The organism is Saliphagus infecundisoli (genome assembly GCF_020177375.1).
GTDB classification, from domain to species: Archaea; Halobacteriota; Halobacteria; order Halobacteriales; family Natrialbaceae; genus Saliphagus; species Saliphagus infecundisoli.
On record NZ_JAIWHV010000008.1, the window covers coordinates 1 to 24,875 of the forward strand.

Annotated in this window: 21 protein-coding genes; 5 read left to right on the forward strand and 16 right to left on the reverse strand. The window is 67.3% G+C overall.

Annotated features, from left to right (window positions below):
* Nucleotides 1–341 precede the first annotated feature (341 nt).
* A complete protein-coding gene (gene thiC / locus LCF40_RS11540; RefSeq protein WP_224828585.1) occupies nucleotides 342–1,781 on the reverse strand; it encodes a phosphomethylpyrimidine synthase ThiC in 1,440 nt (479 codons plus the stop codon).
* A 97-nt stretch (nucleotides 1,782–1,878) separates the two neighbouring features.
* Here thiC and LCF40_RS11545 point away from each other — a divergent pair, with 97 nt between their 5' ends.
* Entirely contained in the window at nucleotides 1,879–2,571 is a 693-nt protein-coding gene (locus LCF40_RS11545) for a phosphoribosyltransferase (protein WP_224828586.1), read from the forward strand.
* Between the two features lie 10 nt (nucleotides 2,572–2,581).
* On the opposite strand, the gene LCF40_RS11550 is transcribed toward LCF40_RS11545, so the two are convergent.
* Together LCF40_RS11550 and LCF40_RS11555 are read right to left on the reverse strand one after the other, a co-directional pair.
* Nucleotides 2,582–4,021 carry an MATE family efflux transporter gene (locus LCF40_RS11550; RefSeq protein ID WP_114577761.1) on the reverse strand — a complete coding sequence of 480 codons (1,440 nt, stop codon included), beginning with the start codon at nucleotides 4,019–4,021 and terminating at the stop codon, nucleotides 2,582–2,584.
* An 84-nt stretch (nucleotides 4,022–4,105) separates the two neighbouring features.
* The gene (locus LCF40_RS11555) at nucleotides 4,106–5,416 is read right to left on the reverse strand and encodes a digeranylgeranylglycerophospholipid reductase (protein WP_224828587.1); all 1,311 of its coding nucleotides are present in this window, start codon (nucleotides 5,414–5,416) and stop codon (nucleotides 4,106–4,108) included.
* A 121-nt stretch (nucleotides 5,417–5,537) separates the two neighbouring features.
* On the opposite strand from LCF40_RS11555, the gene mtnP reads away from it, so the two are divergent.
* Nucleotides 5,538–6,392, forward strand: coding sequence for an S-methyl-5'-thioadenosine phosphorylase (gene mtnP, locus LCF40_RS11560; RefSeq protein WP_114577760.1), 855 nt, complete (start codon nucleotides 5,538–5,540; stop codon nucleotides 6,390–6,392).
* Here the strand turns inward: mtnP and LCF40_RS11565 are convergent.
* Genes LCF40_RS11565 through LCF40_RS11575 form a run of 3 tightly spaced genes read right to left on the reverse strand, consistent with a single transcriptional unit; the run spans nucleotide 6,389 to nucleotide 11,405 of the window.
* Complete coding sequence (locus LCF40_RS11565) at nucleotides 6,389–7,492, reverse strand: segregation and condensation protein A (protein WP_224828588.1); 1,104 nt, start codon at nucleotides 7,490–7,492, stop codon at nucleotides 6,389–6,391. The genes mtnP and LCF40_RS11565 overlap by 4 nt on opposite strands.
* Nucleotides 7,485–11,060 carry a chromosome segregation protein SMC gene (gene smc, locus LCF40_RS11570; protein WP_224828589.1) on the reverse strand — a complete coding sequence of 1,192 codons (3,576 nt, stop codon included), beginning with the start codon at nucleotides 11,058–11,060 and terminating at the stop codon, nucleotides 7,485–7,487. The genes LCF40_RS11565 and smc overlap by 8 nt, the downstream gene beginning before the upstream one ends.
* Before the next feature lie 33 nt (nucleotides 11,061–11,093).
* Entirely contained in the window at nucleotides 11,094–11,405 is a 312-nt protein-coding gene (locus tag LCF40_RS11575; RefSeq protein WP_224828590.1) for a DUF7518 family protein, read from the reverse strand.
* Nucleotides 11,406–11,513: 108 nt separating this feature from the next.
* Here LCF40_RS11575 and gatB point away from each other — a divergent pair, with 108 nt between their 5' ends.
* Entirely contained in the window at nucleotides 11,514–13,013 is a 1,500-nt protein-coding gene (gene gatB, locus LCF40_RS11580; RefSeq protein ID WP_224828591.1) for an Asp-tRNA(Asn)/Glu-tRNA(Gln) amidotransferase subunit GatB, read from the forward strand.
* Between the two features lie 31 nt (nucleotides 13,014–13,044).
* Here gatB and arsB read toward each other — a convergent pair whose 3' ends face one another.
* The 4 genes from arsB to aroE form a co-directional block, all read right to left on the reverse strand.
* On the reverse strand, nucleotides 13,045–14,205 hold the full coding sequence (gene arsB, locus LCF40_RS11585; RefSeq protein ID WP_224828592.1) for an ACR3 family arsenite efflux transporter: 1,161 nt from the start codon (nucleotides 14,203–14,205) through the stop codon (nucleotides 13,045–13,047).
* Nucleotides 14,206–14,235: 30 nt separating this feature from the next.
* Complete coding sequence (locus LCF40_RS11590) at nucleotides 14,236–14,673, reverse strand: arsenate-mycothiol transferase ArsC (protein ID WP_224828593.1); 438 nt, start codon at nucleotides 14,671–14,673, stop codon at nucleotides 14,236–14,238.
* Nucleotides 14,670–15,065, reverse strand: a complete 396-nt coding sequence (locus tag LCF40_RS11595; RefSeq protein WP_114577753.1) for an ArsR/SmtB family transcription factor — start codon at nucleotides 15,063–15,065, stop codon at nucleotides 14,670–14,672. Before LCF40_RS11595 ends, LCF40_RS11590 begins: the two co-directional genes overlap by 4 nt.
* Before the next feature lie 201 nt (nucleotides 15,066–15,266).
* The gene (aroE, locus tag LCF40_RS11600; RefSeq protein ID WP_224828594.1) at nucleotides 15,267–16,064 is read right to left on the reverse strand and encodes a shikimate dehydrogenase; all 798 of its coding nucleotides are present in this window, start codon (nucleotides 16,062–16,064) and stop codon (nucleotides 15,267–15,269) included.
* A gap of 117 nt (nucleotides 16,065–16,181) precedes the next feature.
* On the opposite strand from aroE, the gene LCF40_RS11605 reads away from it, so the two are divergent.
* A complete protein-coding gene (locus tag LCF40_RS11605; RefSeq protein ID WP_114577751.1) occupies nucleotides 16,182–17,231 on the forward strand; it encodes a glycoside hydrolase family 88 protein in 1,050 nt (349 codons plus the stop codon).
* Between the two features lie 71 nt (nucleotides 17,232–17,302).
* On the opposite strand, the gene LCF40_RS11610 is transcribed toward LCF40_RS11605, so the two are convergent.
* A complete protein-coding gene (locus LCF40_RS11610; RefSeq protein WP_224828595.1) occupies nucleotides 17,303–17,752 on the reverse strand; it encodes a universal stress protein in 450 nt (149 codons plus the stop codon).
* Nucleotides 17,753–17,878: 126 nt separating this feature from the next.
* Nucleotides 17,879–18,262 (reverse strand): DUF7344 domain-containing protein, encoded by a 384-nt coding sequence (locus tag LCF40_RS11615; protein WP_224828596.1) that lies wholly within the window; start codon nucleotides 18,260–18,262, stop codon nucleotides 17,879–17,881.
* A 267-nt stretch (nucleotides 18,263–18,529) separates the two neighbouring features.
* Between LCF40_RS11615 and LCF40_RS11620 the strand changes: the two genes are divergently transcribed.
* Nucleotides 18,530–21,010, forward strand: a complete 2,481-nt coding sequence (locus LCF40_RS11620; protein WP_224828597.1) for a DNA topoisomerase I — start codon at nucleotides 18,530–18,532, stop codon at nucleotides 21,008–21,010.
* Here the strand turns inward: LCF40_RS11620 and LCF40_RS11625 are convergent.
* The 4 genes from LCF40_RS11625 to LCF40_RS11640 all read right to left on the reverse strand — a co-directional run bounded on the left by LCF40_RS11625 (nucleotide 21,007) and on the right by LCF40_RS11640 (nucleotide 24,842).
* Entirely contained in the window at nucleotides 21,007–22,575 is a 1,569-nt protein-coding gene (locus LCF40_RS11625) for an MATE family efflux transporter (RefSeq protein ID WP_224828598.1), read from the reverse strand. The genes LCF40_RS11620 and LCF40_RS11625 overlap by 4 nt on opposite strands.
* A 68-nt stretch (nucleotides 22,576–22,643) precedes the next feature.
* A complete protein-coding gene (locus LCF40_RS11630; RefSeq protein WP_114577879.1) occupies nucleotides 22,644–23,240 on the reverse strand; it encodes a 2Fe-2S iron-sulfur cluster-binding protein in 597 nt (198 codons plus the stop codon).
* Nucleotides 23,241–23,409: 169 nt separating this feature from the next.
* The gene (locus LCF40_RS11635; RefSeq protein ID WP_224828600.1) at nucleotides 23,410–23,994 is read right to left on the reverse strand and encodes a cysteine hydrolase family protein; all 585 of its coding nucleotides are present in this window, start codon (nucleotides 23,992–23,994) and stop codon (nucleotides 23,410–23,412) included.
* Nucleotides 23,991–24,842, reverse strand: coding sequence for a YqcI/YcgG family protein (locus LCF40_RS11640; RefSeq protein ID WP_224828601.1), 852 nt, complete (start codon nucleotides 24,840–24,842; stop codon nucleotides 23,991–23,993). Before LCF40_RS11640 ends, LCF40_RS11635 begins: the two co-directional genes overlap by 4 nt.
* Between the last annotated feature and the right edge of the window lie 33 nt (nucleotides 24,843–24,875).

The window sequence follows — 24,875 nt, forward strand, 5'->3', positions numbered from 1 at the left end:
TGCTCCTTGAAGGCGAGAAGCGCGTCCGCGAGGAGACCCCAGACGGCCAGTAGTCGGCGGTTGTTCGGCAGTGCCTACCGCTCGACCCCCGCCTGAAGGCGGAGGCATGCGCTTTATTTTGTGTCATATCGTACGTGATCGTTCGGTCGGTGGCGATAGTAGTCAGCGAAACAAATCACACACCGAGCACAGTCATGCGATCAGGTGTGTATTGACGTTCACTGACTGCTATCGCTCGCCCGGGCCGAGTGAGACGCGATCCTCCGTACGTACCCAGTCAATCGCCCCACTCGCTCGGAAAGCACCTCGGAAACGGTTCTCCGACATCCCGTTGACGGGTGTCAGTCGTCAGCAGATAACTCTTCAGGTCGGGGATACTCGCGATCGAGATCGCCCCCCGTTTCGTGGGTGCCCACGGGCGGGAGGTTGACCTCCGCAGCCGACGACTCCGCGAGATCGGTCTCCCCGTTCAGTTCCTCGAGTTCCCCCTCCTCTCGCTCCGCGCGGGCGTCCTGGTCGATCCGCATCGAACAGAACTCGACGCCACACATCGAGCAGAAGCGCGCCTCCCTGTAGTTATCCCCGGGGAGCGTCTGGTCGTGGTAGGAACGGGCGCGTTCGGGATCGAGCGAGAGTTCGAACTGCTCGGACCAGTCGAAGGCGTAGCGGGCCTCCGAGAGGGCGTCGTCCCAGTCGCGGGCGCCCGGCAGGCCGTTTCCGACGTCGCCCGCGTGGGCGGCGATCCGGTAGGCCGCGAGCCCTTCCCGGACGTCCTCGCGATCGGGGAGCCCGAGGTGTTCCTTGGGAGTGACGTAACAGAGCATCGCCGCGCCCTCCCGGGCGGCGATCGCGGCCCCGATCGCGCTCGTAACGTGGTCGTACCCCGGCGCGACGTCGGTCACGAGCGGCCCGAGGACGTAGAACGGCGCGCCGTCACAGACCTCGCGCTGGCGCTCGACGTTCTCGGCGATCCGGTCCATCGGGACGTGGCCCGGCCCCTCGACCATGACCTGGACGCCATGCTCTCTGGCGACCTGGGTGAGCGCCCCCAACGTATCGAGTTCGGCGTACTGGGCCTCGTCACAGGCGTCGGCCAGACAGCCCGGCCGGAGGCTGTCGCCGAGGCTGAACGTGACGTCGTACTCCCGAAAGATACCGCAGATCTCCTCGAATACCTGGAACAGGGGGTTCTGCTCGCCGTGGGCCTCCATCCAGGCGGCCATGATCGACCCACCTCTCGAGACGATCCCCGTCTTTCGGCCCTCGGTGAGCGCGAGGTGTTCGAGCAGGATCCCCGCGTGGATCGTCATGTAATCGACGCCCTGTTCGGCCTGTTTCTCGATCACGGAGAGGAGCAGGTCCGTCGTGAGATCCTCCGGATCGCCCGCGCGCTTGACGGCCTCGTAGAGGGGGACGGTCCCGACGGGTACCGGCGAGTGGGCGACGTTGGCCTCCCGGATCCGGTCGAGATCGCTTCCGGTGCCCAGGTCCATCACCGTATCCGCGCCGTGGTGGACCGCGACGTGGAGCTTCTCGAGTTCGCCCTCCAGGTCGCTCGTCTCCTCGCTGTTGCCGATGTTGGCGTTGACCTTCGTCGCGAAGTCGGCGCCGATGATCATCGGATCCAGGGTCCCGTGATTCCGGTTGGCCGGGATCACCGCCTCGCCCGCGGCGACGCGCTCGCGGACGAACTCGCGGTCGCGGTTCTCGCGGTCGGCGACGCGTTCGATCTCCGGCGTGGTCTCCCCATCCCGGGCGGCCTCCAGTTGGGTTCGTGCCATCGATAACTCGATTGTATTACTGGATAATAAACCCGGTCCTCGGTCGGCGGCTTCACCCCCAGTTAAGGGGGCTCGTGCCCTCGGTCCGGCCACGAGCATGGCCGACCTCCCCGAGGACTTCGACTGTACGATCACGAACTGGGACTACATCTACGGGCTCTGTCGGGACGTCAGCGACGAGGTCCGCCGCGACGAGTTCGAGCCGGACGTCATCGTCGCGCTCGCCCGCGGGGGCTGGTTCGCCGGGCGCTGTCTCTGTGACTTCCTCGGTCTCGACGATCTGACGAGCCTGAAGATGGAACACTACGTCGGCACCGCCGAGAAAAGCGGCGAGCCGACGATTCGGTACCCGATGCCCGAGGGCAGCGTCGAGGACAAGGACGTCCTGATCATCGACGACATCGCCGACACCGGCGGCTCGATCCGGCGGGCCGAGGAGTACGTCACCGACCGGAACGCCGGCGACGTGCGGACGGCAACGCTCCAGCTCCTGGGAACCAGCGAGTTCGAACCCGACTACGTCGGCGAGCGGTTAGAGGAGTGGACCTGGGTCGTCTACCCCTGGAACTTCCTCGAGGACATGGTCGATCTGGTCTCGACGGCGATCGAACGCGCCGACGGCGAGGAGTTCTCCGACGAGGAGATCCGGGGCCTCCTCGCGGAGTTCCACGACATCGACCGGATCGGCATGGAGATCGCCCAGCCCAACCGGCTCTCGGAGATCCTGACCGAGATGGAACGCCGCGGCGAGATCGAGATGGCCGCGCCCGGCGAGTGGCGCCTCGCGTAGCCGGTCTCGCTCAGTCGGTCGGATCGGCCGGGGTGGTCGAGTCGGTCGAATCGCGCTCTCCTCCGCTCTCGACGAGCGACTCCTTCCACGTGCCCCGCCGGAACCAGGCGATCGCGGCGATCGCACCGACGATATCGCCGACGACGACCCCGAGCCAGATCCCCGTCGTCCCCCACCCCGCCACGAAGACGAGGTAGTAGGTGACGGGGACGCGGGCGATCCAGAGGGTGACCACGGAGAAGGCGAGGGCGGTTTTCGTGTTACCCGCGCCCCGGAAGGCCCCGAGGATCACCTGGAGGACGCCCATGAAGACGAACATGGTGGCGGCGAACCGGAGGTAGGTCGCGCCGTAGTCGATCGTCGCCGCCGCTCCCGGCGTGTCGGCCATCATGAAGACGCCGACGATCGGTTCGGGGACCGCGATGGCGACGAGCGCGACCGCGAGCATCACCGCCGCGACCACCCCGCCTGCGACCCAGGTCGCCCGCGCGGCGCGCTCGGGTTCGCCCGCGCCCAAGTTCTTTCCGACGATCGTATCGGTCGCCTGTCCCATCCCCATCGCGGGGAGAAAGGCGAGCGAGATCAGCCGATTGCCAAGCCCGTAGGCGGCGACGACTGCCGGCGGGAACGTCGCGACCATCGCCGTCAGCGAGATCATCGCGAGCGAACTCATCGACTGTTCCAGAGCAGTGGGCACGCCCAGCCGGGTGATCTCGCCGACGTACTCGAGACGGGGCCACAGGTGTTCGGCCTTGATCGCCGGCCCGACGTCGGTCGCAAAGAGTACATAAAATCCGATCGCGGTCGCGACGCCCCGCGAGGCGACGGTCGCGACGGCCGCGCCCTGGATCCCCAGGGCCGGGAGCGGTCCAACCCCGAAGATCAAGAGGGGGTCGAGCGCGAGGTTGATCGCGACGCTGACGGCCATCACGCGCATCGGAGCGCGGGTGTTGCCGTAGCCCCGCATGAGCGAAACGAAGACGTAGAAACCGAAGAGGAAGGGGAGCCCGAGGAAGAACACGCGCATGTACGCCGCCGCCTGGGGAACGATCTCGACTGCGGTCTCGGCGTCCGCGGGCAACAGGGCGAGCATCGGATCGGTCGCGAAGTAGCCGGCGATCCCGAGGACGATCGCGACCAGCGAGATAACGGAGAGCGTCTGGCCCGCGATCAGTCCGTCCTCGCCGCTTTCGGCGCCGGTGTGCTGGGCGATCAGGATCGCGCCCGCGGCGGTGAAGCCGCCGCCGACGGAGATCAACAGGAAGATGAGCGGAAAGGCGAGGCTGATCGCGCCGACCGCCGTCTCCGAGAGCATCCCCAGCCAGAACGTATCGCCGACGTTGTAAGCGACCTGCAGGAGCTGGATCACGACGAGGGGCCACGCCAGCCGGACCATCGGCTTCAGGAGAGTCCCCTCGGTCAACTCCTCTGCGTGCTCCCCGGAGGCCATAGGGTTCAGGAGACGGGGCGGGTATTTCAACGCTCGCAGGAGTTGGTATCACGCCACATACGCCGAAAACGAGGACGGGGAGAGCTACCGCAGCGAGGAGAGACGGCCGACGACGCGGGCGACCGGCGCCGGGAGATCGGCGGCGTCCGGGAGGGCCTCGGAGTGCTCGGCGATCCGCTCGCGGGCGAACCTTCGGAGGAGGTCGGCGTCGTCGACGTGCAACAGCGAGAGGATCCCCCGCAGGTTGGCGGAGTTCGCCGCCGCGAGGGTCTCGGAGTCGAGTCGCCGGAGGTCGGCCATCAGCCGGTCGTAGCGGTCGTTTCCGGCCAGATAGAGGAGTTCGGTCATCAGGAGTCGGGCCCGGACCTTCGGGGCGACGGTGTCGCGCCAGAGCTGGTTGTAGATCGCGGTCTCGGAGGCGGAGGTATCCGGCGTGGCCCGGGAGAGACAGCGATCGATCGTGATTGCGGCGGCCCGGCCCGAGCGCATGCACTTGTCGATCCCCTCGCCCCAGAGGGGGTCTACCGTCGGAACGGTGTCGCCGATCGCGATGAAGCTATCGGTCGTCATCTTCCCGGGCGGCTGGATGTGGGCCGAGCCACGGTGTTGTTTGCCCTCGAGACGGTCGGCCTCGGCGAAGCGGGGGTCACGATCGAGCCAGTACTCGAGGTAGTCGTCGATGACGAACCCCTCGCGGGACTGCTCGCGATACCGGTCGTTCTGGATGTAACAGAGCCCGACCTTGGCCTCGCTCCCGCCGGTGTGGAAGATCCAGGAGTAGCCGCCGGGCGCCAGGTCGTGATCCAGCCGGAGCATCATCGCGCCGGTCAGGTCCGCGAAGTCGGGGTGGTCGATCTCGATCCCCTCGAGTTCGTACTCGATGCCGATCGCCTGGCGGTCCCGCTGTAAGTCGGTGACGTCCAGAGCCTTCGCCAGCGGCGCGCCCGGTCCCGTCGCGTCGACGACCACCTCGGCTCTGACCTCCTCGCTGCCGTTGTACGTCACCCCGACGACGTCACCGTCCTCGACGATCGGCCTCGTCGCCCGGGCGTCGAAGCGGTACTCCGCGCCGTCGACCTCGCTTTCGGCGACCAGCCACTTCTTGTAGTCGGCGAACTCGAGGACGGCGCCGGGCTGGTCGGTCCGGTAGTGGTCGTTGGGCGACTCGATGACGACGCTGTCGGTGAAGTTCATCACCACCTCGTCGGGGATCCCGAAGGAGGCCATCGTCGAGGGGAACGTTCCCGCGGTCGATTTGTTGCTCGTCTTCGGGAAGACGTCCTCGGACTCGGTCTCCAACACCACCACGTCGTAGCCCCGGGCCGCGAGGTCGCGGGCACACTGTCCCCCCGCAGGTCCCGCACCGGCGATCACTGCGTCATATGTCTCGGTCATGGATTAAACTCGGCTCACGCGTCCGTCGATGTCCGCCCGTTTGCGATCCCCCACGTAAATTGTTCCGGTTGCGAGGACAGTGACCCGTAGCGTTTACTTCCCGGACTCGGTAGGATGGGCCATGACCATCGGCGTGATCGGCGGCAGCGGCGTCTACGAGGCGCTCCCACTCGAGAACACCCGGACGGAGTCGGTCTCGACGCCCTACGGCGAGCCGAGCGACGAGGCGACGATCGGCGACCTGGCGGGCCGGGAGGTCGTCTTTCTCCCGAGACACGGCGAGGCCCACCGCCACACCCCTACCGAGGTCCCCTACCGCGCGAACGTCTACGCGCTGAAGTCCCTCGGCGTCGATCGCGTGATCTCGACGAACGCCGTCGGCAGCCTTCGAGAGGACCTCCCGCCCCGAACCCTCGTGATTCCTGACCAAACGTTCGACCGAACCAAACACCGCACACCCACCTTCTTCGGCGACGGGATGGTCGTCCACATGGGGTTTGCCGAACCCTACTGCCCCGCGCTGGCCTCCCATCTCGCCGAGAGCGCCCGTGAGGCCACCGAAACCGGGATCGAGGAGGGCGGTACCTACGTCTGTATCGAGGGCCCCCAGTTCTCGACGCGCGCCGAAAGCGAGTTCTACCGCTCCCAGGGGTGGGACGTCGTCGGCATGACCGCGATCCCCGAGGCGAAACTCGCCCGCGAGGCCGAAATAAGCTACGCGACCGTCGCCGGGATCACCGACTACGACGTCTGGAAGGAGGACTCCGAGGTCACCCTCGGGGAGGTCTTGGAGAACGCCGCGGAAAACCGCGAGGCGATGAACGCGACCATCGAGCGCGCGATCCGGACGATGCCCGCCGACTTCGAGAGCGACGCTTGGACGGCCCTCGAGGGAACGATCAACACCCCGACCGAGGCGATTCCCGACGAAACGAAGGATCGGGTCGAGTTGCTCGCCGGAGAGTACCTCGACTAACCGGCGATCGCTTCCTCGGGGTCGGCCTCGGTCGGCGCCTGCTGGACCCAGAGGTCGCCGAACAGTTCGTCCTGGTCCAGGTGGAGCCGTCCCCGGTGGGCCAAGAAGAGCACGGCGAGGTAGCTCATCACCCGCGAGCCGCCGACCTCAGCGATCTCGGCGAACAGGACCTCCGAGCGCCCGCGCTCGTACTGGGTTTCGAGGGCTCCCTCGACGTCCTCGATCACATCCTCGATGTCCTCGCCGTGGGCGGTGTGGGTGACGTCGTCGGCCGTGGGCTCCTCGTCCACCCGGAGGTCGTCGCCGGAGTGGTAACTCAGCTCCTGAGTCCCGCGGCTGTACCCCTGCGGGGAGTCGCTGGTGTCGTAGGTCCGGGACTCCTTCCACCACGACCCCCGCTCTGCGTCCCGGAGCTCCCGGACGAGTTCGTCGAGCGTCTCGGGGCTTCCCCGGGCCTGTTTTCGCTCGAGCCGGCGATCCATCTCGGCCTCGAGGCGCTCGACCGGATCGAAGCCTCCGGCGTCGGCGGGCTCGCCACCTTCCATCCCGCCCATCGGAGCCTCCCACGGCGGGAGCTCCTCCTCGTCGGGTTCGTCGGGGTCGAACAATACGTCACTTTTCATCCGCAGAAGGACGCTCGCATAAAAAAGCGCCCGCCCCGACGTCCGGAGATCGGCCTCGTCGAGCGCCGAGAGAAAGCGATCCGTGACCCGGACGATGTCGATGTCCCAGGGGTCGATCTCCCCCTCCTTCGCGAGCGAGACCAGGAGCTCGACGGGTTCGACGTCTTCCCCGTCGGCGTCCTTGCCCTCAGTTTCGGACTCCTCGGAGCCCGCGTCGAACTCGAGGGCCGTCCCCTCTCCCGGCGGCTCGCGCTCCTCGTGGCCGGCGATCGAGAGCGGGATCTCCTCCGAGTCGTCGGCGTCCTCGCCCGTCGTGTCGTCGGGCCGACCCGAGCCGTCCGCTCTCAGCCACTTCCTTTCTCGCGGCTCACTCCGTTCCCCACTCGACTTACTGGAGTCGCTGCGCGACTCCCTCTCTCGCGGCTCGGTACCCTCGCCGCTCGGCCTATTGGAGCCACTACGTGGCTCCCTAGTCATCGGCCGGAACCTCCATCTCCCCGCTCAGATCGATCCCGGTCACCGCACTCACGTTGTTCTCCTGCATCGTGACGCCGATGGCGCGCTCCGAGCGATCCAACATCGCGGAGCGATGGGAGACGACGACGAACTGGGCCTCCTCGGCCAGGTCGTCGACCATCTCGCCGACCCGGTCGGCGTTGACCGCGTCGAGGAAGGCGTCGATCTCGTCGAGAGCGTAGAACGGAGCGGGGTTGTGTCGCTGGATCGCGAAGATAAAGGCGAGGGCGGTCAGCGATTTCTCGCCGCCGCTCATCGCGTCCAGGCGCTGGATCGGCTTGTCGCCGGGCTGGGCCTTCATCGTCAGTCCGCCCTCGAAGGGATCGGCCTCGTCTTCCAACTGGAGACTGCCGGTCCCCTCCGAGAGCGTCTCGAAGATCTCCGTGAAGTAGCCCGCGATCGCCTCGTAGCTCTCCATGAACGTCTCCTTCTTCCGGGCCTCGTAGCGGTCGATCCGATCGCGGATCGCGTCGGCCTCGGAGACCAGCGTCGCCCGACCCTCCTCTAAGCTCTCCAGATCCTCGCTGACCTCGTCGTACTCCTCGATCGCGAGCATGTTGACGGGTTCGAGGGCCTCCATGTCGCCTTCGAGCAACTCGAGCATCTCGACGACCGTCTCGTGATCGGGAACCTCCTCGGCGTCGTACTCACCGACTTCGACCTCCAGATCCTCGATCTCGCCCTCCAGGCTCCGGACCCGGCCGCGGTAGCTCTCGAGTTTGCCCTCGAGTTCGGTGACCCGGTCCTGCTGGTCGTCCCTGGCCTCCTTGGCCCCGGCGAGTTCCTCCTTGAGCTCCGTGCGTTCCCCTTTGAGCTCGGTCAGCTCCTCCTCGAGGTCGGCGACGGCCTCCCGCTTTTGGTCCAAGAGCTCGCGTTGCTCCTCGATCCCGTCCTCGAACTCCTCGATTTGCTCCTCTAGCTCCGCCTTCCGGTTCTGGGCGGTCTCGATCTCGTCGTGGAGCTCCTCGACTGCTTCCTCGGCGTACTCCTGTTCTAAGCGCAACTCGTTCAGTTCGCCATCGAGTTCATCGATCCGCCCCTCGCGGTCGTCGATCTCGCCCTCGATGTCCTCGATCTCGGCGGTGAGCTCGGGAATCTTCGAGTCCGCGAGTTCTTCCTCCAGGTCGGCAATTTCGTCCTCCAACGCCTCGATCTCCCCGGTCTTTTCGTCGATCTCCCCCGAGATCTCGGTCATCCGCTCGTCGACCTCCTCGCGTTCGTCCTCCAGCTTTTCGAGTTCGTCCTCCAACTCCTCGATCTCCTCTTCGAGCTCCTCGCGTTCCTCGGCGACGCGCTCGAGTTCGCTCTCGATCGACCGGACCTCGTCGGCGGCGTCGCTCCGGCGTTCTCTGGCGTCGTCGAGGCGTTCCTCGACGTCCCGGAGATCGTCGCGTACCTCCTTGCGTTCCTCCTGGAGTTCGGTGATCCGGGCGGCGACGCGCTCTAACTGCCCCTCGCCGCCGCCGGTAAAGGAGTACCGAGAGCCCTTCCGGGAGCCGCCGGTCATCGCGCCGCTTTTCTCGACGAGATCGCCGTCGGTGGTGACCATCCGGTAGTCGCCCATGTACGACCGGGCGGTCTCGATGTCGGAGACGACGAGGGTGTCCCCGAGGACATAGGAGAAGATCCCCGCGTACTGGGGGTCGAACTCGACCAAGTTGTACGCGAAGTCCACGACCCCTGGGTCCGAGGGCGCCTGCGGGAGCCCTCGCTCGTGCATCTCGGTCATCGGGAGGAAGGTTGCCCGGCCCGCGTTCCGGGATTTGAGGTAGTCGATCCCGTGCTGGCCGACGCCGTCGTCGTCGACGACGACGTTCGCGAGCCGACCCCCTGCTGCGGTCTCACAGGCGACCGCGTACTCGCCGGGGACGGTCCCCAACTGGGCGACCGCGCCGTGGACGCCCTCCATCCCGGCGTTGAGGATCGTCGTCACCGCGCGGCCAAAGGAGGAGTCGCCGCTTTCCTCGGCGTTCGCCTCGAGCTCGGCGTACTCCTGTTGGGCGGCCTGGATCTCGTCGTCGAGTTCGTCGACGTCGCTCTGGAGCCGGCGTTTTTCGGCGGTGAGGTCGGAGACGACCTCTGCGATGTTCTCCCGGTTCGTCTCGGCCTTCGAGAGCTCCCGCTCCAGGTCCTCGCGGCGCTCCTCGAGTTCGGGAAGCCGCGCCTCGGCCTCCTCGATCGCCTCCTCGGCCTCGGTCACGGCGTTCGATCGCCGCCGGGCCTCGTCCAAGAGGCGGTCCTGCTCGCGCTGGAGTTCGTTTCGCTCGGTCTTTGCCTCCTCGAGGACTTCCTTCCGGTCGGCCAGATCGTCCTTCAACTCGTCGAAGGCGGTGTCGACCGCCTCGATCTCGGCTTCGAGTTCCTCCAACCGCTCCTCGCGCTCTTGAATCTCCGAACGGATCGAGGCCTTCTGGAGCTTTATCTCGCGAGTCTCTCCCTCCAGCTCCTCGAGACGCTCCTGTTTCCGGTCGATCTGGACGAACGCCTCCCGCCGGTCTCCCTCGGCGTCCTCGATCTTCTCTTCGTGGGATTCGATCCGGTCTTCGAGTCGGGAGAGATCGCCTTTGACCTCCTCGATCTCGCCTTTGATCCGGAGCTGTTCGTCCTCTCCCTTGCGCTCGATCTCGGCGTTCAAGTCCTCCAAGTCCTCCTGGAGGCGGACCACTGCTCCCTGGCGCTCGTCGAGTTCCCGCCGGCGTTCCTCGAGTTTTTCCTCGAGTCCGGAGACGCGGCTCCGGGCCTGCTCTAGGTCCTCGCGTTTGTCCTCGAGTTCGCTCGCCTTCCGGTAGCCCTCGTAGGTCTCCCGTTCCCGGCGGAGCCGGCGGTATCGGAGGGCGGTCCGGCGTTCGTCCTCGAGTTGCTCGAGCCGATCTCGCTTCTCCTCGATCCGGAGTTCGGCCTCATCGATCCGTTCCTGGACGGTGGCGAGTTCCTCGAAGGCGTCTTCCTTTTTCGCGTCGAACTCCGCGACGCCGGCGATCTCGTCGATGATCTCCCGGCGGGCGCGCGGGGTCATGTTGATGATCTCGGTGACGTCGCCCTGCATGACGACGTTGTACCCCTCGGGGGTGACTCCGGCCTGGGCGAGTAGGTCCCGGATGTCGGCGAGGTTCACCGAGCGGTCGTTCAGGTAGTAGTAGGAGTAGTAGTTGTCCTCGGTCTCCTTGACCCGCCGGCGAATGCGGATCTCGCTTACGTCGCCGATGTCGTCGCTACCCGCGGCGCTGACGACCTGGGAGCGATCGAGGGTGCGGTCGTCGTTTGCGAGGACGACCTCGACGCTGGCTTCGCGGGCGCCCCCCTTTCGGTCGCCGTCCTCGTGGCCGGGGTTGTAGATGAGGTCGGTGAGCTTCTCCGCGCGGATTCCCCGCGTGCGGGCCAGGCCGAGCGCGAACAGGACCCCGTCGATGATGTTCGACTTCCCCGAGCCGTTCGGGCCGGTAACGACCGTGAAGTCCTCGTAGAAGGGGATCTTCGTCCGCCGCCCGAAGCTCTTGAAATCGTCTAGGATGAGCGCCTTGATGTGCATTCTCGTCGGCTCCGTGGTCCGCCGGGTCGCTGGTTATGCGACGATAATGTCGCTCGTACCTGAGTCTTCCGTTTCCGCCTCCTCGTCTTCGTCCTCGTCGTCGAACGCGGTCTCGGTCGACACCGATTCGGTCTGGGTCGGGGCCGTCTCGCCGCCGACGTCGTCCTCCCCATCCTCTCTCCCTTCGCGGCGCTCGGGCACCCTCGTCGGCGCGTCGGTGTCGAGTTCGGCCTCGAGCACGCGGATCCGCTCTTTGGCCTCGACGAGTTCGTCGGTGAGTCCTCCCACCGTCGACTGCATCTCCTCGACGGTTCGCTCGAGCTCTTCGACGCGATTGGCTGGCATATCGCCTAGGGACCCGTCCGCGTACTTAAACGTGAGTCAGACACGTTCAATTCGACTTACAGGACCGCCTCCGGTAACTTTTCCCTTCCCCGCCTCGAACCCGCGTCAATGACCGCTCGAACCGTCCAGCGGGGCGAAGACGACCTCGTCACCGTCATCGGCCTCGAGGTCCACGTCCAACTCGAGACCGCAACGAAGATCTTCTGTGGCTGTCCGACCGAGCCCGCCGACGAACCGAACGAGAACGTCTGTCCGGTCTGTCTGGGTCTGCCCGGTGCCCTCCCCGTCCTCAACGAGGGCGCCGTCGAATCGGCCGTCAGGATCGGGAAGGCGATCGACGCGACGATCCCCGAGGAGACCCGATTTCACCGCAAGAACTACTACTACCCCGACCTCCCGAAGAACTTCCAGATCACGCAGTACGACGAGCCGATCTGTGCCGACGGCGAACTCGAGATCACCGTCGAGGGCGACCGCCGGACCGTCACCATCGAGCGCGCGCATCTGGAGGAGGATCCCGGAAGCCTCCAGCACGTCGGCGGCGGCGGGGGAATCGACAGCGCGGAGTACACCCTAGTCGACTACAACCGCGCCGGCGTCCCCCTGATGGAGATCGTGACGGCACCGGACTTCCGCTCGCCCGCCGAGGTCCGGGCCTTCCTCGCCGAACTCACCGAGGTCCTCGAGTATCTGGGCGTGTTCGATGCCGAGCGCGACGGCAGCCTCCGGGTGGACGCCAACCTCTCGATGATTCCCGGCGAGGAGATCGAGGGCGACGCCAGGGAGATCGGTACCGACGCACTGGAAGCCGCGAACCGCACCGAGGTCAAGAACATCTCGAGTCACAGGGGCGCCGAGAAGGCCCTGGCCTACGAGGAGACCCGCCAGAAGAACGCGATCGAGCGCGGGCGCGCGATCGAACAGGAGACCCGCCACTGGGACGAGTCCCGCGGAATCACCGTCTCGATGCGCTCGAAGGAAGAGGAGAAGGACTACCGCTACTTCGAGGAGGCCGACCTCCCGCCCCTGCGGGTCGCCGACTGGAAGGAGGAGATCTCGATCCCCGAACTCCCCAGCGCCCGCCGCGAACGCTTCCAGGGGGAGTACGGCCTGAGCGAGGAGGCGGCCTCGAAGCTCACCTCGAGGAAGGAGGTCGCGGACTTCTACGAGGACGTCGCCCGGGAGTACGACCCCGACCTCGCGGCGACCTGGGTCGCAGACGAGTTGCTCGGCGAACTCAACTACCGCGGGACCGAGATCACCGCGGTCGAGGACAGGTTAGCGGAGGTCCGGCGACTGATCGCCCTCGTTGCCGACGAAGAGATTACCGCCAAGAACGCAAAGGAGGTCGTCCTCCGGGGGATGCTCGACGACGGCGACGATCCGGAGACGATCGTCTCCCGCGAGGACCTCGGCAAGACCGACGAGGGCGAGGTCCAGCGGGCGGTCGAGGAGGCCATCGAGGACAACCCCGAGGCCGTCGCGGACGTCGAAGGGGGCGACGACGGCGCGATTAACTTCCTGGTCGGCCAGGTGATGGGCAAGACCGGCGGCAGCGCCGACCCCGGCGAGGTCAACCGGCTGCTCCGGGCTGAAATCGAGGGCTGAGACGACGATTCGGGTTCTCCGACGGCGTTCGTCAGTCGTCCTCGGAGACGGCCGACGTGGAGGGGATCGACTTCTGTGGGGCCGTTTCGCCCCAGTCCAGCCGACGCCGGAAGTAGAGCGCGACGTTGACCAGCGCGAGCAACACGGGGACCTCGATCAGGGGCCCGACGACCGTCGCGAAGGCGACGCCCGAGCCGACGCCGAAGACGGCGACCGCGACGGCGATCGCCAGCTCGAAGTTGTTCGAGGCGGCGGTGAAGCCGATCGCGGTCGTCGTCGAGTAGTCCGCGCCGATCCCTCTCCCCATCCCGAAGCTCACGAGGAACATCGCCACGAAGTAGATCGTCAGCGGGACGGCGATCAGGAGCACGTCGCCGGGCGCGGCGACGATGGCCCCGCCCTGGGTCGCGAACATCACGACGACGGTAAACAGGAGCGCGACCAGCGTCAGCGGATCGATCCTCGGGACGACCTCCTCGTCGTACCACGCCTCGCCTCTCGCCCGTGTCCCAGCGTAGCGGGTCAGGTATCCGCCGACGAACGGAATGCCCAGGAAGATCACGATCGCCCGGAACACCTGGGCCGGCGTGACGTCAAACGTCTCGATGCCGGCGACGAGGGTCTCCATGCCCAGAAGCGGCGGGAGGAAGAGCCCGAACAGCCAGACGTAGGCCCCGTAGGTCAGGATCTGGAAGAGGCTGTTGAACGCGACGAGACCGGTGACGTACTCGGTCGAGCCCTCGGCCAGCTCGTTCCAGACCAGCACCATCGCGATACACCGAGCCATTCCGATGAACACGAGTCCGAGGAAGTAGTCGGGACGGGCGGGGAGGCCGGGAACGACGCCGCCGAAGAAGACCACCGCGAGGGCGAACATCAGGGTCGGCCCGATGAACCAGTTCTGGACGAGGCTCAGCCCCAACACGCGCCAGTTGCGGAACACGGTCGGGAGCCGGGAGTAGTCGGCCTTCGCCAGCGGCGGGTACATCATGAGCACAAGCCCGATCTCGACTAAGTGAAGGTCCTGGATCGGTTCCGTCACCGACGGGGCGGCGAAACCGAGCCCGACGCCGACGGCCATCGCCCCGAAGATCCAGAGGGTGAGGTACTTGTCGAGGAAATCCATCGACCGCGGGTCGCCACAGCTCGCACAGTCACAGTCCGGGCCGTGGTCGTGTGTGGCGTCGCTCATTCCGCTCCTCCCGATTCGTCCGGCTCTGGATCAGGCAGGCCCGTCCACCTCGGCTTCGATCTCGTCGAAGAGATCGTGGACCCGCCCGCGGATCTCCGCTCGAATCTCCCGGACGGTCTCGAGCCCTTCCTCGCCGGGATCGTCGAGCGCCCAATCCCTGACCTCGACGGCCGCGGCGTCGAGTTCGAGCGTCGAACAGCCCATCGTGGCGACGTAGGTACAGGACTCGAGTTCGGCCGTCGTGATCTCCCGTGGCGTCCGCCCTTCGAGGTCGATCCCCTCCTCGGCCATTGCCTCGACGACGACGTCGTGGACGTGCTCTGCGGGACGAGTGCCGCCGGTGAGGAGTTTGACCTCTTCCTCGAGCCCCCGCTCCCGGCGCTCCCGCTCGGCGAACGCGGTCGCCATCTGGCTCCGGCCGGCGTTGCGGACGCAGACGAAGGCCACGCGAAGGCGCTCGTCCGTCATCGCTCCCCCCTGGTTCCGTCGAGCGCCTCGAGGAGCGCGGTGGCCCGCTCGGTCGGCTCGTAGTAGTGCCAGGTGCCGTCCTTGCGACGCGCGATGAGGCCGGCGTCGTACAGGTCCGAGAGCGCATGGCTCACCGCGCTGTCGCTGACGTCGAGGACGGGCGTGATCTCACAGACACAGAGCTCGCGCCCGGCGGCGGCGAGCAGGCGGACGATCGTGTAGCGGGTGTCGTTGCCCAGGGCCTTGAGCGCCGCCCGGTCCGTCGCGGCGTCCGGGGGGAAGGCGGCGACCAGCCCCTCGAGGGTCTCGACGTGCGTCTCGAGGTCGTCGTCACAGCACTCGCATTCCCGACCGTCGACGAGGCGCTCGAGGCGTTCGGATCGTTGTCCCATGATTGAGTAGATGAACACTCATTCATATACATGTTGTGGACTCCGGATTGGGGGAACCGAGGCCGCTCGGCACCCCGTACTCTGCCGGGTAGACGGCTGCTGTGCTGTGGACGGGGTGTGGCCGGAGGTCGAGCCCGACCGAGACCGGGAGAACCGGCGCGGGAAGTCGTCGAGGCCGGGGTAGCGGGGCGTCGACGGTAGTTAAAGGTGTGCGCGCAGCGCCTCGTTCATCGTCTCGACAGGCGCCTCCCGACCGGTCCAGGTTTCGAAGGCCTCGACGCCCTGAAACAGCAACATCCAGGCGCCGTCGACCGTCTCCGCGCCCGCGGCCGCCGCGTCCCGGAGGAACCGGGTCTCGAGGGGCGTGTACACCGCGTCGAACGCCACCAGGTCGGCGTGCCAGGCGTCGGCGGGGGCGACCGACTCCTCGGACTCCAGCCCGACGCTGGTGGCGTTGGCGACGACGTCAGCCTCGGCCATCAGGTCGGGGAGGGAGTCGAGTCCGTGGCCGGTCGCGCCGGGAACGTCCTCGGCGAGGTCGTGGGCGCGCGAGGCGGTCCGATTCGCGACTGCCACCTCGGCACCGGTCTCCTCGAACCCGAACGCGAGCGCGCGGGCGGCTCCTCCGGCGCCGACGACGACGGCACTCGCGCCCTCGAGGGAAACGTCGTGATGTTCGAGCGCCCGCATCGCGCCCGAGAGGTCGTAGTTGTAGCCCCGGACGCGCTCGCCGAAGTCGATCGTGTTGACCGCGCCGACCCGTTTGGCCCGGTCGTCGGGCTCGGAAAACGCGAGGGCGTCACCCTTGAACGGGAGGGTGACGGTCAGCCCGGAGACGCCCAGGGCCTCCGCGCCGCCGAAGGCCTCCTCGATCCGGTCGGGGTCGGCCTCGAAGGTGACGAAGGCGGCATTGATCCCCAGCTCGTCGAAGGCGGCCTGATGCATCGGCGGCGACAGCGAGTGGGAGACGGGGTTTCCGATGATTCCGTAAACGTCCATGGCTGTGCTGTATCTCAAACGGGGATCCAAAACGGCTTCGGTGCCTGCGAAGCGCACATCCCGGCGAGGATTCCGGAGACGTCCACACTTATGAGCCAGTCGCTCACACGCTCGGGCATGGTCGAACAACGGTCGCTCGAGGAGCTGGTACCGACGGTCGCCGACTACACCCTCGAACTCGACTTCGAGGAGTTCATCCAGGGCGAGCGCCCGATGGTCCTTCGGGGACTGCTCGCGACTGACGACGACGAACACACCGAGATCGCCGAACGGTACGTCGATCGGGCGGTCCGCTCGCAGTCGAGTGCGGGCCAGATGGCCTACGGATCGATCGACGTCGTCCCCGAGTGGGACGAACACCGGATCTTCCGTCCGGTACCCGACGCGGGCGCCGTGGCCTACCTCGCCCTGGAGGTCTACGAGAACGATGGACCGGAGTTCTATCTCGACGCCTGTCGCCGCCAGTTCGAGTCCTTCCACGAGGAGGCCCTGCGGACCACGGAGGGAGGACTCTCCCATCACACCGAGGAGATCGAGCTCTGGATCGACGCGGTCTACATGATGTGTCCGTTCATGGCCCGCTACGGCCAACTCGCCGACCGGCCGGAGGCCATCGACGAGGCCGTCGATCAGATCCTCGTCCACGACGACCGCCTTCGGGATCTCCACACCGATCTCTACAGACACATCTGGCGCGAGACGCCCAACAGCTACCCGGACGGCTCGCTCTGGCTCCGGGGCAACGGCTGGCTCGCGACGGGCGTCCTCGATACCCTGCGATACGTCCCCGATGACCACCCCGAACGCGACCGTCTGGAGGAACTCCTCGTGGACCACCTCGAAAGCATGGCGGAGTACCAGGACCGCAGCGGCTTCTGGCACCACCTCATCGACGACCCGAGCATGTACCTGGAGACCTCGGGCACCCTCCAGTACGCCTTCGCGTTCGTCGAGGCCGTCGAGCGCGGACTGCTCGACGACGACTACCTCGAGACCGCCGAGCGCGCGATCGGTGCCGCCAAGACCGTCGTCACCGACGACGGCGCAGTCCAGCGAAACGCGGCGATGCCCGGCGGTCCCGAGGCCCCCCAGGCGGTCAACCTCTACGGCCAGGGCTGGTTCCTGATCACCGGGACGCGCCTCCTCGAGTCGGAGATCGACGCCTGATCACGGGGGTCCAGGACGGATCCGTGCCCTCGGGACTCGAGGAAGGCAGCCGAAGGGAAACCGCCGGTCGATCAGGCGGCGTCGACCGCCCCGTCGGGCCGGACCGTCACGACTGGGACCGGCGCCGTACTGACGACCTTGTCGGTAGTGCTCCCGACGATGCGGCGCTCGAACCCGCTCCGTCCCGCCGTCCCCATCACGACCATGCTCGCGTCGGTCTCGGCCGCGTAGTCGGCGATCTCCTCGGCGGGGATGCCGGTCCTGACGACGGCCTCGGCGTCGAGGCCCGCCGACCGGGCGGCCTCGGCGAGTTCTTCTGCCCACTCCGCGGCGATCTCGGTTACCTCCTCGCTGGTCTTCCCGGGGCCGGCGCCGATCGACGAGCGGTGTGTCATGCTCGTGTCGCCGACCGAGAGCGCGTGGACCGTCGCGCCGGACTTCCTGGCGAGATCGAAGCCGACGTCGGCGGCGTTGTCCGCGTACTCGCTTCCATCCGTCGGGATAATCACGATATCACTCACTGTTCAACACGACTATCGCTGCGAACCCCGGACGTATAACCATTTCTCCGGGGTCCGGTCACTCGGCCGAACCGCCCGCGAGTCGCGAGCCTGCCGGACGCGGGGAGCCCAACGCGGCCGACCGCGCTACGGGCGGTCGACCGACGGCGAGGAGAGCCGGGGTTCGGGGATCTCCTCGGTCGACCGGAACTGCTCGAGGAGGGACTCCACTTCCTCGAAGTCCTCCCCGAGAACGACGTCGCCGCTCCGGAGGTCGTAGTCGACGACGGCGTGGTCGGCGAGCATGGGGAGGTGGGTGTGGACGAGTGAGACGTGGACCGACCGGCGCGCCGACTCGGGGACGGTCGCGGTCGGCTCCTCGCGCTCCCAGGCGGCGATCCGGGCCGCGAGTTCGGGGACGCTGGCGTAGTCGGTTCCCGCGAGGAGATAGAGCAGGTACCGACGCCGGCGATCACCGAGCAGGGTGTAGATCGCGTCCATCCGGTCACCGTCGTTCGTCCACGATGCCATATCCCCCGAAACGCACCGACGGCTATTACACCTGACGCCAAAACAGATTGGGTCCCCCGTTCCCCTCCGGCGGTCGAATCGCCGGGTCGAACTCGCAGTCGGGTCATGGCGATCGACGCGGGAATCCCGGCCGGTTCCGGCGCCCGCGAACGCGCGCACACCCGCGCAGTCTCCCGGTTTCGTCGGCGTTTCGGCGAAAGGGTTATGCGGGATACGGGCGTATCGCTCGCCAATGACCGACAGCCGGCTACCGGGAGGTGAACCGGTGTGGAGCTGATCGTCACCGAGAAGGACAACGCTGCGAGACGGATCGCCGACATCCTGAGCGGGGAGAGCTACGACTCGAGCCGGGAGAACGGGGTCAACGTCTACGAGTGGGGGGGCACGCGCTGTGTGGGTCTTTCGGGCCACGTCGTCGGCGTCGACTTCCCGCCCGAGTATTCGGACTGGCGCGACGTCGAACCCGTCGAGTTGATCGACGCCAGCGTCGAGAAGACCGCGACCAAGGAGAACATCGTCGCCACCCTCCGTATCCTCGCCCGCCAGGCCGAGGAGGCGACGATCGCGACCGACTACGACCGCGAGGGCGAGTTGATCGGGAAGGAGGCCTACGAGATCATCCGGGAGGTAGACGAGGAGATGCCGATCCGTCGCGTGCGCTTCTCCTCGATCACCGAAAACGAGGTCCGGAGCGCCTTCGCCGAACCCGAGGAGCTCGACTTCGATCTGGCGGCCGCCGGCGAGGCCCGCCAGACGATCGACCTCGTCTGGGGCGCTGCACTCACGCGCTTTCTCTCGCTGTCGTCGGGCCAACTCGGCAACGACTTCATCTCGGTGGGGCGGGTCCAGTCGCCCGCACTGAAGCTGCTGGTCGATCGCGAACGCGAGATCCAGGCGTTCGATCCCGAGTCCTACTGGGAGATCGTCGCCGACCTAGAAAAGACCGAGGGCGGCGAGGACTTCGAGTCCCAGTACTTCTATCTCGACGAGGAGGGCAACGAGGCGGAACGAGTCTGGGAGGAGGAGGCCGCCGACGCCGCAACCGCCGATCTGGAGGGTGCGACGACGGCGACGGTCGTCGATGTCGACCGCCGGAGCCGGACCGACGCACCGCCAGCGCCGTTCAACACGACTCAGTTCATCCGCGCGGCGAGCGCGATCGGCATCTCGGCAAAGCGAGCCATGAGCATCGCCGAGGACCTCTATACCGCAGGCTACATCACCTATCCCCGGACCGACAACACCGTCTACCCCGACGACCTCGATCCCGAGGAGCTGCTGGGGGAGTTCTCGGGCCACCCGACGCTGGGTGAGGACGCCGACTCGCTGCTCGAGAGCGAGGAGATCGAGCCCACCGAGGGCGACGAGGAGACGACCGACCACCCGCCGATCCACCCGACCGGCGAGATCCCGACTCGAGGCGACGTCGACGACGACGAGTGGAAGGTGTTCGAACTCGTCGTCCGGCGCTTTTTCGCGACCGTCGCCGACGACGCCCGCTGGGAGCACCTCCGCGTCGAGAGCGAGGCCGCCGGCCGGTCGCTGAAGGCGAACGGCAAACGGTTGGTCGAGGCGGGCTACCACGCGGTCTACCCCTACTTCTCGACGAGCGAGAACTACGTCCCCGACGTCGAGGTCGGGGAGGAGCTGGCCGTCGGCGAGGTCGAGTGTACGGGCAAGGAGACCCAGCCCCCGCGCCGATACGGCCAGTCGCGGCTCATCGAGACGATGGAGGGGATGGGGATCGGGACGAAGGCGACCCGTCACGAGATCATCCAGAAGCTCTACGACCGGGGCTACATCGAGAGCGATCCGCCCCGGCCGACACAGCTGGCGATGGCTGTCGTCGAGGCCGCAGAGGAGTTCGCCGACCGGGTCGTCAGCGAGGAGATGACCGCCCAACTGGAGGCCGACATGGACGCCATCGCGAGCGGCAAGGCCGAGCTCGAGGACGTCACCCAGGAGTCCCGGGAGATGTTAGAAGAGATATTCGAGAACCTCGCGGACTCCCGGGAGGAGATCGGCGACCACCTCCGGAAGTCCCTGAAGGCGGACAAGCGGTTGGGACCCTGCCCCGAGTGTGGCGAGGACCTCCTGGTTCGCCGGAGCCGCCACGGTTCGTACTTCGTCGGCTGTGACGGCTACCCCGACTGCGAGAACACCCTGCCCCTGCCCTCGACGGGGAAGCCGCTCATCCTCGAAGAAGAGTGCGACGAGCACGGGCTCCACGAGGTGAAGATGCTCGCCGGCAGACAGACGTTCGTCCATGGCTGTCCGCTCTGTAAGGCAGAAGAGGCCGGCGAGGGACCAGTGCTGGGGGAGTGTCCCGACTGTGGAACGCAAGAGGGTGGAGAACTCGCCGTCAAGACCCTCCAGAACGGCTCCCGGCTCGTCGGCTGTACCCGCTACCCCGACTGCGAGTACTCGCTTCCGCTCCCGCGGCGCGGGGAGATCGAGGTCACCGGTGACCGCTGTGAGGAACACGACCTCCCCGAACTGCTCGTCCACAACGGCGAGGAACCCTGGGAGCTGGGCTGTCCGATCTGTAACTACCGGGAGTTCCAGGCCAGAGAGAACGGCTCGGAACTCGAGGCCATAGAGGGGGTCGGCGAGAAAACGGTCGAGAAGCTGGCGGCGGCCGGCATCGAGAGCATCGAGGACCTCTCGACGGCGGACCCCGACGCGATCGCCGACGACGTAGAGGGGGTCAGCGCCGACCGGGTGCGTGGCTGGCAGGCGAAGGCTTAGTCCTCGGCGCTCGCTGCCGGCGCCGGACCTTTCTCCTCGCGGTCGATGTAGGCTTCCTTCCAGGTCCCCCGCGAGAACCAGGCGACGCCGACGATCGCACCCAGGATATTGCCGACGGCCATCCCGACCCAGACCCCGCTCTCGTCCCACCCGAACACGAAGACGAGCGCGAAGACGCTGGCCACCCGGCCGACCCACAGCGTCAGCATCGAGATGACCATCGCGATCTTGGTGTTGCCGGCGCCCCGGAACCCGCCGAGGATCACCTGGGTGACGCCGATGAAGGCGAACTCGACCGACCGGGTTCGGACGTACTCGACGCTGTGGGCGATCGTCTCCGGGGCGTCGGGCACGTCCCCCAGGAAGACGCTCACGATCGGTTCGGTGAAGACGGCCATCACGACGGCGACCAGCAACATGACGCCGGCGCCCGTCGCGGCCGCGAGCCGGACCGCGCGTGCGGCGCGATCGCTCCGGCCCGCGCCCAGGTTCTGGCCGACCATCGTGTCGATCGCCCGCCCCAATCCCATCGCGGGGAGAAAGACGAGCGAGATCAGCCGGTTGCCCAGGCCGTAGGCCGCCACGACGGGCGGCGAGAAGGTGACGATCATCGCGGTCAGCGTGATCATCGCCATCGCGCTCGTGGTCTGTTCGACCATCGTCGGCACCCCGAGGCGAACGATGTCGGCGATGAACTCGAGGTCGGGCGCCAGGTGTCCGAGCTCCACGTTCGGCCCGCGTGTGGTGGCAAAGAGCAGCCAGAGCCCGATCACGGTCGCGATCCCCCGGGCGAGGATCGTCGCCGCCGCGGCGCCCTCGATCCCCCACCCTGCGAAGCCGACCGAGCCGTACAGCGAGGCCTCGACGGCCGCGAAGTCGACACCGAGCGGGGCGGCGTCGAGCCAGACGAACAGGGGGTTGCCGGAGAATCCGAAGATGAAGAAGGGGTCGAGGACGACGTTCGCGAGGACGCTCACGGCCATCACGACCATCGGCGTCCGGGTGTCGCCGTAGCCGCGCATGAGCGCCGAGAAGACGAAGAAGCCGAACATCAGCGGGATCCCCACGAAGAAGACCTCCATGTAGTCGGCCGCCAGCGGGATGACCTCGGCGGCCGTGTCGGCGTCGCTCGGGAGGAGCTCGAGGGCCGGGCGGGTGTAGAAGTAGCCGCCGACCCCGATGACCACCGAGAGGAGGCCGACGAAGGTGAACGTCTGTCCGGCGACCAGTCCCGCCGAGCGATCGCCCTCAGCGCCGGTGTACTGGGCGACGAGGATCGCCCCCGCGGCGGTGAACCCGCCGGCGATGGCGATCAGCAGGAAGATCAGGGGGAAAGCGAGGCTGACCGCGCCGACCGCGTCGGCCGACAGCCGGCCGAGGTAGAGCGTGTCGACGACGTTGTAGGTGACCTGCAGCAGCTGGATGACGACGATCGGCCAGGCCAGCCGAAACAGCGGCCGGACGAGACTGCCCTCGGTGATCGACTCGTCGTCGGGGCCGTCGCTTTCCGGCGGCGAACCCCCCGTAGACCGGTCGCGGTCCGGCCCATCGACGTCGTCGCTCACTGGATTTCGAAACGAAACGTCAGGGGATCAACGTTGTGATTCGATCCGGGGGTGCGAGAGAACCCGGCCTACGGCGTCTCGTTGGTCTCGATCGAGAACTCGCCGCGGGGGTAGGCGACGCAGGTGAGCACGTAGCCGTCGCTCATCTCGTTCTCGTCGAGCATCTGCTGGTTGTCGTGTTCGACGAGGTCGTTCGCGTCGCCGTCGACCCGGGCGCCACAGGAGACACACGACCCCTCTCTACAGGCGTAGGGGAGGTCCCAGCCCTGCTCTTCGCCCTGGTCGAGGAGAGGCTCGTTGTTCGCGACCTCGATCGTCTCGCCTTCCTTGACCCACTCGACCTCGTAGTACTCGATCTCGTCCTCGGGGATGTCGCCGGGACCCGAGGCGGTGGCTCCGTCCCCCTCGCTTCCTTCGCCCTCCTCGCCCTCGGCGAGTTCGCCGCCGGCCTCGCCCCCGCCGACCGCGACGGCGCCGCCGCCCCCGATCGAGCGGTTCATCGGCTCGGGGAAGTCGGTCTCGGGGACCGTCTCCGCGCGACGCTCTAGGACCTCCCCTGAGAGGTCCTCGCTCGGGGTCCAGGGCGTCCCCTTCAGGTAGTGGAGGACGACGGCCCCGACGGCCAACGCGACGCCGATGAGAAACGCGGTCGCGCTGAACTCCATCGTCCCTTCGGTGCCGCCCCCCGCGGCGGCGACCGTCGTGGCGATCCCGGGTGCGCTGATCTCCATATGGCTCGCGTTTGGGGCAGGTGGTTTAACTGTATTGTGTTTCACTCAGAGGGTCGGTTGTACCGACGTCCGGGTGATCGCCGGTAACGGACTACGACCGACCCTATCGGAGGAGGTCGGCCGCCGCGACGACAGTCGCGAACTCGCCTTCGAGCTGGGCGAGGGCCGTTCGGTGGACGAGGTCGGCGTCGAACCGCTCGCCCGCCAGCTCCCGGCCGAAGGTCGCGGTCGCATCCCGGACCACGCGGACGTCGAACCCGCGGTTCTCGGCCATCCGCGCGGTCGTCGAGACGCAGTGGTCGGTCGTCAGTCCACAGACGACGACCTCCCCGATCGCTCGCTCGCGGAGCCAGTCCTCGAGGCCGGTCCCGACGAACGCGCCGTTGACCCGTTTCTCGAAGACGGTCTCGCCCTCGCGGGGGGAGAGCCCCTGCTTGAACGCGAATCCCGAACTATCGCCCCGCAGCGGCGAGTCCGGTTCGGTCGAGTCGTGGCGGACGTGAATCACGGGGAGTCTCTGCTCGCGCCAGTTCTCGAGGAGGTCCCGGGCGACCGCCTCGGCGTCGGGGTTGTTCCGCTCGCCCCACGAGGGGTCGTCGAACCCCCGCTGGAAATCGACGAGAACGAGCGCCGGTCCCGGGCGGTCGTCGCCCTCGTGTCCGCTCCGACCTCTCCGTCGGTCGGTCATCGCGCCCTCGGCGGGTCGGTCGCGTTGCCGTCGGGCTCGCCGGTCGAGTTCTCCGGGCGGAGACGGTCGGACTTGGGATGCTCGCGGGTGGTCGTGATCGGGCACTCCTCGGGGAACTGGTCGTCGTCGGCCGAGAACATGTACTGGACCCACTCGCGGTCGCCCTCGACGCCCCAGTCGCCCAGATCGGCGTGGGGACAGACGCCGTCGTACTCCGAGAGGCGATCCTGGATGACGTCCCGGGCGCGCTGGCCGGCCTCGGTGTCGGCGGTGACGTCGAGGCCCTCGAACAGCGCCCGAGGCTGGAAGGTAATTTCGAGACCGACCGGACAGTAGCGACTTCGGCGCTCGTCGTAAAAGGGTGCCCGGCAGGTCGGAAACATCGGCTCGCCCGAAAAGGAGAACTCCCAACGGGGGTCGTCGGGGTCGGTGGGGATCGCCTCGGGCCAGGGCTCGGGATCGTGGACGTGGAGGAACTGGAGGATATGCCAGAGGGTTTCGTGGTACTCGGCCTCCGAGAGCTCCCGAGATGGCGGGCGAAAGAAGGCGACCAGCGACGCACGGTCGCTGTGGTCGGGCCAGACCTCGAGGTACTCTAGGAGAACGCGACCGAGGTCGAGCAGCGCGTCCTTGTCGGTCGTCGAGGGGACGACTGTATAGAGCGGTTCGCCGTCCCGGACCGATTCGGCGCCGAAGAAACAGGGAAACGGGTTTTCGGTTCGCTCGCCCAGCAGCGCCCCACGGAACGTCCGCCAGTGAGCGCCGACCCAGTCGGGGGCCTCCCCGGATTCGACCCACGCGGCGAGAGTCCTCTGGTCCATGAGCCGCCCCGCACCGGCTTCGTCCATGTTCGACGTGCAGGTCGGAGCAGGCTTGTATCC